Annotated in this window: 3 protein-coding genes; 1 reads left to right on the top strand and 2 read right to left on the bottom strand. The window is 70.5% G+C overall.

The annotated features are described in order from the left end of the window. Positions 1-6,104: non-ribosomal peptide synthetase (locus I0Q12_RS17995; RefSeq protein ID WP_197253207.1), on the bottom strand; the 6,104-nt coding region annotated here is incomplete at its 3' end. Positions 6,105-6,332: 228 nt separating this feature from the next. Further along, positions 6,333-7,847 carry an HNH endonuclease signature motif containing protein gene (locus I0Q12_RS17990; protein WP_197253205.1) on the bottom strand — a complete coding sequence of 505 codons (1,515 nt, stop codon included), beginning with the start codon at positions 7,845-7,847 and terminating at the stop codon, positions 6,333-6,335. A gap of 78 nt (positions 7,848-7,925) precedes the next feature. On the opposite strand from I0Q12_RS17990, the gene treY reads away from it, so the two are divergent. Further along, positions 7,926-10,097, top strand: a 2,172-nt coding sequence (gene treY, locus I0Q12_RS17985; protein ID WP_231610937.1) for a malto-oligosyltrehalose synthase, incomplete at its 3' end; no start/stop codon positions are given.

Here is a 10,097-nt window from a genome sequence, read left to right as displayed (position 1 = left end):
GCCCCGAACACCCGCTCCCCCAACCGAGCGAACGACACCGACACCCCGTCATCCGAGGAGACCGCCACCGCATCACCGAACGCGGCCACCGCCTCGGCGAACAACACCGGCAACACCGACGAACACCCCACACCCGGACCCAACGGCAACGACCCCACCGCCGACACATCCGACACCACCGACGCCGCCGCCTCCACCGACGACAACACCGACACCCCACCAACCCGCACACCCACATCCACCGCACACTGCGCCAGCACGGCGCGCACGGCCTCGGCCGCCCGGGCCGCGACGGATTCGTCGACGAGCGTGGGCAGGTAGGCGACCTCGACCGCGATCTCGTCGCCCGGGGTGACCTCGAGGGTCATCGGGTACTGCGTGGAGTCGCGCCCGCTCAGGCCGGCGAGGCCGAGCGCGTCGTCGTCGAGCATCGCGGTGAGCGCAGACTCGTCCATGGGGTACGACTCGAACACCACCAGCGTGTCGAACAGGCGCTGCTGCCCGGCGATGCTGTGCAGTTCGGTGAGCGACACGTGATGGTGGTCGAGCACCGACACCTGCTGCTCCTGCACCCGGACCAGGGCGTCTTCGAGCCGATCGGACGGGTCGAGTTCGACGACGACCGGAATCGTGTTGATGAACAGGCCGATAGCGGATTCGACGCCGTCGACCTGGGACGGGCGACCGGAGACGGTGGCGCCGAAGACGACGGTGGTCTGCCCGGTCTGCTGCGCGAGCGCCATCGCCCACGCGACCTGCGCGACCGTCGCGACGGTGACACCGCACGCGCGGGCCGCGGCGACGACACCGGCGCTGGTCTCGGCGTCGAGGGTGACGGGCACCGCCTGCGGGAACTCGGCGACCGAGACGCGCTCGGCCGGCGCGACGAGCGTCGGGCCCTCGACGGGGGCGAGCACCTGCTGCCACGCGGCGCGGGTCGCCTCCGGCTCCTGCTCGGCCAGCCAGGTCAGGAAGTTGCGGTAGCCGTCCCGGTCTGCACCGGTCGTGGACGAGGTTCCGCCGCGGTAGTTCTCGAGCAGTTCGGCCACGAGCAGCGGAGTCGACCAGCCGTCGATCACGGCGTGGTGTTCGGTCACCACCAGGCGATGCCGTTCCGGGGCGAGGACGACGAGCGCGCACCGCAGCAGCGGCGGCACGGCGGGGTCGAACCGGGCGTCGCGTTCGGCGTCGGCGACCCGGTCGGCAGCGGCGTCCGGATCCGCGTCGGCCGTCACATCGATCACCTGCCAGGGCATCGGGACGAACGTGGGCACGACACTGCGGTACGTGCCGCCCTCGTCGGTCACGAACGCGGACCGCAGGTTCGGATGCGCGTCGAGCAGTGCCTGTGCGGCGCGGTGCAGCCGGTCGCGGTCGAGCGGTCCGGTGAATTCGAAGGCGACCTGCCCGACGTAGACGTCGACGGCGTCCGAGTCGGCGTGCAGCTGTGATTCGAAGATCAGGCCCTGCTGCAGACCGGTCATGGGCAGCACGTCGGCGAGTTCGCCGAATCGCTGCTCCCACGCGCACACGTCGGCCTGCGAGACGCCGGTGTCGAGGAAGTCGCCCGGCGTGTGCCGGACGGTCGGCACGGTTTCGGCGTGCCCGGCGAGCGCGGTGGCAGCCTCCAACCAGGCTGTACCCAGAGAGCGGGCCTGGTCCTCGGTGAGAATGCCGGTGGCGTAGGTCAGGCGGGTCTGCAACCGGGGACCGTCCGGACCGTCGACGGTGACGGCGTTGATGTCCACGGCGGTCGCGGCGGGCATCTCCGGGCGGGTGTGCCCGAGGAGCCCTGCGAATCCCGGCAGTGCCGACCAGTCCCGGGCCTCCCCGGTGTGGGCGACGAACCGGCCCAGGTAGTTGAATCCGATCTGCGGGCGAGCGCAGCGAGCGAGCACGTCCTCCCCGACCGGGTCGAGGTACCGGGCGAGGCCGTGATCGATCCCGTCGGCTGCGGCGGCACGCAACTGTTCCTTGACGGTTCGCACGATTGCATCGTCGTCGAATTCGTCTGTACCGGTTGCGATTCCGGTGAGATCGAGCCGGACGGGGTACATCGCGGTGAACCAGCCGACCGTGCGGGACAGGTCGGCGCCGGAGACGAGTTCGTCTGCGCGGCCGTGCGTTTCGCGGGCGACGAGGACACTGTCGGTCACAGTGCCGCGGCCGCGGTGCCAGTTCACGACGGCGGTGGCCAGTGCCGCGTAGAGTCCGTCGTCGACGCTGCCGGCGTACACCCGCGGCAGGGTCGACAGCAGCGACCGGGTGGTCGCGACGTCCAGTTCGACGGTGACGTCCGCGGTGGACGCGTGGGTGTCGAGTGCCGGATCGAAGTCGCGGCTTCCGATCGGCGGCTCGAAGTCCCCGATCCGGGCGGCGAAGGACCGGGCACGGGCCTCGGTGTCGCCGGTGCGCGCCCGCTCGGCCAGCGCGGTGTTCCAGGTGCGGACGGACGTCGGCACCGGGTCGAGTTCCTCGCGGTTCCAGCGTGCGGCCAGATCTTCGAGCAGGACGCGCCAGGACACGCCGTCGACGACGAGATGGTGTGCGGCGATCAGCAGTGCGCCGCGCTCGTCCGCAGCGGCAGGAGCCAGGAACACCGCCTGCACCATCACACCGGCCGCAGGATCGAGACGCGCTGCCGCGGAGGCGAGTTCGGTGTGCACCTGCGCGTTCCGATCGGTGCCGGTTGCGACCTCGCGCACCAGGGCGTCGAGATCGATTGTCGTCTCGCGGGGCACGTCGAGTGCGTCGGGCGTGCCGTCACCGTCGGTGTCGACGAGGCGCGCACGCAGGATGTCGTGGTGCGCGATCACGTCCGCGAGAGCCGCGGCGAGGGCGCCGCGATCGGCTCCGACCGGCGTGTGCACGACGGTGGCCTGGCAGTAGTTCTCGTAGTGGCCGTCGCGGATCGTCGCGGTCGCGAGCGGCGTCAGCGGCACGAGTCCGGTTCCGTCGTCCGAGATCGCGGGGGCATCGTCGAGCGTGCGGGCCGACGCGGCCAGGGCCGCGACGGTGCGATGGGTGAACAGATCCCTTGCGGTGACCGCGATTCCGGCGCGCCGGGCGCGCGAGACGACCTGCAGGGACATGATGGAGTCGCCGCCGAGATGGAAGAAGTCGTCGTCGACACCCACCCCCTCCACACCGAGCACGTCCACGAACACCGAGCACAACACCCGCTCGGCCTCCGACACCGGCGCCCGGCCGGCACCGGCCGAGGCCACCTCCGGCTCCGGCAACGCCGCCCGATCCAACTTCCCGTTCACCGTCACCGGCAACGACTCGAGCACCGTCACCGTCGACGGCACCATGTACTCCGGCAACACCTCACCGGCCGCCGCCCGCAACTCCTCCGCCGACGCCTCCACCAGCAACGTCACATACGCCGCCAGATACGACTGCGACCGACCCGGCCGCTGCCGCACCACCACCGCCGCGGACCCCACCTGCGGCAACGACTCGAACACCGCCCGGATCTCGTCCACCTCGATGCGCTGACCGCGGATCTTCACCTGAAAATCCGACCGCCCCACATACTCCAAACCACCCGACGGCAACCACCGCACCAGATCCCCCGTCCGATACAACCGCCCACCGGGGGTGAACGGATCGGCGACGAACCGCGACGCCGTCAGGCTCGCCCGCGCGTGATAGCCCCGCGCCAGCTGCACCCCACCGAGATACAACTCACCCACCACCCCGACCGGCACCGGACGCAACCACCCGTCCAACACCACCACCGACGTATTGGCCACCGGCAACCCGATCGGCACGGACGCGCGGTCGTCGTCGGCGGGTCCGTAGGCGTGGTACGTGACGTCGACCGCGGCCTCAGTGGGGCCGTAGAGGTTGTGCACCCGGTCGCCGACGAGTTCGGCTGCCGCGTGGGCGGTCGCTGCCGGCAGCGCCTCACCCGAGCAGAAGATGCGGCGGACGGTCGCGAGGCGGTCCGGGGACGGCGCGGATTCGACGAACGCGGCCAGCATGGACGGCACGAAGTGCAGCGTGGTGATCCGCTCCGCGGCGATCACGTCGGTGAGGTACTGGGGGTCGCGGTGGCCGTCGGGCCGGGCCATCACGAGGGTGGCGCCGGTGATCAACGGCCAGAAGAACTCCCACACCGACACGTCGAAGCTCGAGGGGGTCTTCTGCAGGATCCGGTCGTCGGCGGTGAGCGGGTAGGTGTCCTGCATCCACACCAGGCGGTTCACGATCGCCTCGTGGGTGACGACGACGCCCTTGGGCCGGCCGGTGGACCCGGACGTGTAGATCAGGTAGGCGGCGTCGCGGACGGTGAGCGGCCGGTCGGCGTGCGCCGCGTCGGTGCGGGTCTCCGCGGTGGTGTCGGCCGCGGTGTCCGCGGCGATGACGGGCACGGTCAGGTCCGCGAGGAGATCGGCTCGGTCGGCGGCGGTGGCGTCGGTGACGACCGCGGCGGGTTCGGCGTCGCCGAGGATGTAGGCGATCCGGTCCGCCGGGTAGGCGGTGTCGACGGGGACGTACGCGGCGCCGCTGCGCAGGATTGCGCACAACACCAGCGGCAGCCGCTCGGAGCGGGCGAGGAGCACCGCGACCCGATCCCCCACCCGGACGCCGTGTTCGCGCAGGCGATTCGCGAATCGGTCGACAGCCGCATCGAATTCGCGGTAGGTCAGCGTGCGGTCCTCGAACCGCACGGCAGGGGCGTCGGGCGTGCGGCGTGCCTGCCGGACGAGCAGGTCGTCGAGGGTGGCAGGTTCGAGTTCGCGGACGGCTCCGGCGCCGAGTTCGGCGACCGTTGCCAAGTCGGTGTCCAGCAGCATCGCGGTGCGCGCGACGGGCGTGCCGTCGGCAGCGAGCGCCGCCTCGACGAAACGGGCCAGTCGCAGTGCGACGAGTTCCAGGTCCCTTTCGCTGTAACGGTCGGCGTCGGCGTCGAACTGCAGCTCGACGGCGCCGGCGGCGGTCTGGCGCACGGTCAGGGACAGATCGCGCACCGGTCCGCGCGCGAGCGAATGCACCTGGGCGTCGAGGCCGTGGAAGCGCAGCTCGTCACCGAACGGTTTGATGTTGAGCCACGGTCCGGACACGGCGGCACCGGATTCGGTACGAACGTCACGGGCGATCCGCTCTCCGCGGTACCGCCCGTGGGCACCGGCTGCACGGATCGCGGCGATCGCGGCGGCGGTCACGGACTCCGCGGTGGCGTCGGCGGCGACCGGAATACGCAGCGGCACGACGTTGACCGCCATCGTCGGGACCGTCATCGCGGCGGAGCCGAAGCGGTTCATCAGGGGGAACTCGAGGACGACCTCGCCGTTCCCGGTCCAGCCGGCGACGAACGCCGCGGTGAGCGCGGCCAGTGCGTCGCCCCACGTTCCGCGGGCGGTGCGGCCGAGCGCGGACAGCGCGGTGGTCGACTCGGGGTCGAGCACGTGGGCGTGGGAGCGCACGCGCGCCGCGAATCCGGCCGCGGCGTTGCCGGTGGACAGGGTCACGGCGTCGGGGGCGCCGGACAGGGTCTGCGTCCAAAAGGCGCGGTCCTGTTCGAATTTCTCCGACGCCTCGTACTGCTCGTACTCCGCGACGACCGCGTCGACCTTCCCGAACCACGAGTCGGGGGCGGCCTCGCCGCGCACGGCGGCCGAGTATCGCTCGGCGGCGCGGCGACCGAGAAGACCGAGACCGAATGCGTCGAGGACGATGTGGTGCGCGGTGAGCACCACGATCGCGTGATCGTCGGCGAGCAGGAGGATCCGGGCCGCGACGCAGGGATCGGTTGCCGGGTCTATCGCCTGCCGATCGGCAAGACGCTCCCGGGCCGCTGCTTCCGGATCGGGCAGAGCGCTGAGGTCCTCGATGGGGACCGCGGTGACGTCGTGGGCGCCGATCCACTGGACGACCCGTCCGTCCTCTTCACCGAAACGAGCCGAGAGGCCGTCGGCCTCACCGAGGGTCGCAGAAACGGCGTCGACGAGTGCCGTCGAGTCGAGGGTGCCGCGGAGTTCCCAGGCGTGCGAGACGACGTAGACCGCGGGTTCCTCGACCGCCTGCTGTCCGAACCACACACCGGCTTGAGCACCGGTGACGGGGATGGCGCGAACGACGGCAGTCGACATCATGAATGAAACTCCCAGGACAGCGCCCTCGGAGGCTCCTCCGAGGTCGAGCGGACACGGCAAGTTCGGCTCGGGTCACACGCCCACCCGAGTCGACAGTTAGCTGAGCCTACCTTCAGTTAGGTAATCCTGAAATGCCCTCCCCTCCGCGCGTCGCCGACCGGCACGCGGAGGGAGAAGCCTTACTGGACAATGCCCTAGAGAAAGAAGAGTTCGGCACGCCGGTGACCGCTACGGGGAGCCCTCGTCACCTGCGCCGTCCCCGCCCGGTTCCCGCAGCCACCGGCGCCGGTGTTCCCGCAGCTCGTCTTCGCGGCGGGCACGGTAGTGCGCCAACGCCGCCGACAACAGATCACCGAGATGATGACGGTGATTGACCCGAGGTCTCTGCTCCGGGTCGATGTGCGGTGGCGGGATCCATTCGGTCCGTCCCGGATACTCCGAATCTGCCGACGCGACGCGTGTTTCCCAGCCGCCGGGCCCGTCGTGCACCAACGCATGACACGCATCGCAGGCCAGGTCCTCATTGCCGATGTCGGTGGCTCCACCGTCCCGCCATTCGGTGATGTGATGCACCGCCGTGAGTGTCGCCGGTGCATCGCAGCCCGGGCGGGTGCAGCCACCGGACGCGGCGATCAACGCCAGCCGCTGATCGGCCGACGCCAGGCGCTTGGCGCGGCCGAGATGCAACGGCCGGCCGTGGTGATCGAAAATCGCCAGCACCGGATGCGCGGTCTCGGCCATGCGCAGCGCGTCGCGGATCGGCACCAGCCCGCCGGAGGCGGTGGTCACGATGCCGGTCGCGTCCTCGAGTTGCCTGACGGTCATGGTCAGGATCGCGGTCACCGGCAATCCTCGGTGGCTGCCCAGCACACCCGACGACAACAACTGCCGCAGGGCGACTTTCAACGCGTCGTGGTTGCGTTGCACCGCGGTGCGGGTGTCGCGGGCCGCGGCCTTCGCGAGCGCATCGCGGTCCAGGGTCTCGGATTCGACATCACCGGAAGGTGATTCGGGGTCGTCCGGATTGTTCATGCCAGGCCGGGCGAGTTTCGCCAGCACCGGTTCGAGCAGCGCCCGGGTTTCGGGGTCGATCAGCCCGGAGATCGGGGTCATGAGATCGACGCCCTGCTTGCCGATCCGCAGACCACGGCGCCGCTTGCGTTCCTTCTCGTCCGGAACGTCCCCGTCCGGATTCAGATACGCGAGCAGATGCGCCCCGATCTTGGCGACTTCCTCGGGCGTGACCGAGCAGGCCGCGTCCGCGAGGATCTGCTCAGCGACGGTGATCTCGTCGAACCCGACCCCGTGCGGCACCTTCCGCATCACCTTCGCGACCGCGGCGACATGATCCGGTCCGATCGCCCCAGCCCGCTGTGCCGCGGCGGTGGCGGGCAGTTCCGGTTCCATGTCCTCGCCGTCGAGGGAATGCCAGGTGCCGACCTTCTTCGCGCCCCTGACCCGCCGGGCCGCGTCGGCGCCGGAGATCCGCAGCGTGCCGACCAGGAAGTCGTTGACCGACCGGCACCCGAGGTCCTCCGGGACCCGTCGTTCGACGGTCTCGACAATCATTCGATGGCCGACGGCTGCGGCCTTGCGCAGGACGGTTTCGAAGCGCTGGAAGAACTCGACCAGATCGTCGTTCGACAAGCCGGTGAGGTCGTCCTCGAGCAGGCCGTCGACCGCGGCGTCGAGCGCGGCAAGCCGCGCCCCGACCTCGCCCCCTCGCACCCCAATCGAAAGCATGTTCGAATCGTAGCGAAGGGGTCCGACAGAAAGCACTGAACGAGTCAACCGCCGGAATTCCGTCTAAGGTGACTGCACATGGAGCCATCCGAGGTGCCCGCGGTCCAGGCAACCTACCGCCTGCAATTGCGGGGCGACGGGCTGCGATTCGACGACGCCGCAGCGCTCGTCGACTACCTCGCCGAACTCGGGATCAGCCACCTCTACCTGTCCCCCGTACTCACCGCGACGGTCGGATCGACCCACGGCTACGACGTCACCGACCCGGCCACGGTCTCCGATGCGCTCGGCGGCCTAGCCGGGCTCGAAGCACTCGCCGCTCGCGCCCGCTCCCGCGGCATGGGCCTGGTGATCGACATCGTGCCCAACCACGTCGGCGTCGCCGACGCCCGCCAGAACCGCTGGTGGTGGGATCTGCTCCAGCACGGGCAGCAGTCCCGGTACGCCCGGCACTTCGACGTCGACCGGGAATCCGATGGTGCCGACGGGAAGATCGCGCTGCCCGCACTGGGCTCCGGCGACGGCCCCGACGACCTGACGGTGGATCGCACCGGGCCGGAACCCATGCTCGCCTACTACGACAAGCGGTTTCCCGTCGCACCCGGCACCGACACCGGAACCGCCGCCGAAGTACACGAGCGGCAGGCGTACCGGTTGGTGCCGTGGGACTCGGGACTCGTCGGCTATCGGCGGTTCTTCACGATCGACGATCTCGCGGCGGTGCGCGTCGAGGATCCCGCCGTGTTCGACGATGCGCACGTACAGGTCGCCGAGTGGGTGGCGGACGGACTTGTCGACGGAATCCGGGTCGACCACCCGGACGGTCTCGCGGACCCGACCGGATATCTCGTCCGGTTGCGGACGCTGCTCGGGCCGGACCGCTGGCTGGTGATCGAGAAGATCCTCGGCGCCGACGAACCGCTCGATCCGACGCTGCCGGTGGACGGCACTACCGGGTACGACGCATTGAACGAGCTCGCAGCCGTATTCGTCGATCCGCGAGGCGAATCGGCTCTGACCGAACTCTCCCGCAGGTGTACCGGCACGGCCGAGGACGCGGCATGGTTCCACGAGCAGGAGGTGCAGTCGAAACGCGCCGTCCTGACCGAGGGACTGGCACCGGAGGTTCGCCGGCTCGTGCGTGCGGTGCGGTGCGACGGAGGCACGGCCGGTGTCGACTCGGATGCGCTGCGTGAGGCGGTGGTCGCGGTCGCGGCGGCGCTGCCGGTGTATCGGGCGGATTATGCGCCGCTCGCCGGCATGCTGCCGCGGATCGTCGGCGAGGTCGCGGGTGCTCGCCCCGAACTCGAGGCAGCGCTGCAACTGCTCGTCCGGGCGTTGTCCACCGGAGGGGAAGCGGTGGCCCGGTTCGGCCAGGTGTGCGGCGCCGCGACCGCGAAGGCGGTGGAGGACCGACTGTTCTACCGTGCCTCCCGGCTGATCTCGTTGCAGGAGGTCGGGGGGCAGCCGGGAGGGTTCGCGATGCCGGTCTCGCAGTTCCATCTGGCGTGGCAGGAGCGGGCACGGCGGTGGCCGCAGGCGATGACCGCCCTGTCGACACACGACACCAAACGCAGCGAGGACGTCCGCGCCCGCATCTCGGTGCTCTCCCAGGTCGCAACACAGTGGGCCGCTCACCTGGCCGAGTGGGACGGTCTCGCACCGAGTCCCGACCCCGCCTTCGGATCCTTCCTGTGGCAGACCCTGTTCGGAGTGTGGCCCGAGGACGGGGTGGTCACCACCGAGCTACGCGGACGGGTCCACGAGTACGCGCGAAAGGCACTGCGGGAGAACGGGACACGAACGACGTGGACGCAGGTCGACGACGGGTTCGAGGCCGCGGTCGCGGGCTGGATCGACGCCGTGATCGACGGTCCGGTACACGACGCGATGACCTCGTTCGTCGGCTCGGTCTCCCGGCACGTCGCGGCGGTGTCGCTCGGCCAGAAGTTGCTGCAACTGCTCGGACCGGGGATTCCCGACGTGTACCAGGGCACCGAACTGTGGGACGACTCGCTCGTCGATCCCGACAACCGGCGCCCGGTGGACTTCGACGTCCGCCGCCGACTGCTCGCCCACCCCGAGGCGGCGCCGCCGAAGTTCCGGGTCGTGCGCGAGGCGCTGCACCTGCGCCGGGCGCGGCCGTCGAGTTTCGTCGGCGGCGCGTACGTGCCACTGGTCGCGGCGGGTCCCGCCGCCGGCCATCTCCTGGCATTCGGACGCGGACCGGTCGCCGACGACCTCGACGTC

Origin of the sequence: Rhodococcus sp. CX (assembly GCF_015865005.1) — a bacterium.
Classification (GTDB): Bacteria; Actinomycetota; Actinomycetes; order Mycobacteriales; family Mycobacteriaceae; genus Rhodococcus.
This window is presented reverse-complemented; position numbering and strand designations above follow the sequence as displayed.

What these genes read in the sequence shown, in the direction of transcription:
- I0Q12_RS17990 (WP_197253205.1), bottom strand. Translation starts at nt 7,847, where the DNA reads ATGCTTTCGATTGGGGTGCGAGGGGGCGAGGTCGGGGCGCGGCTTGCC.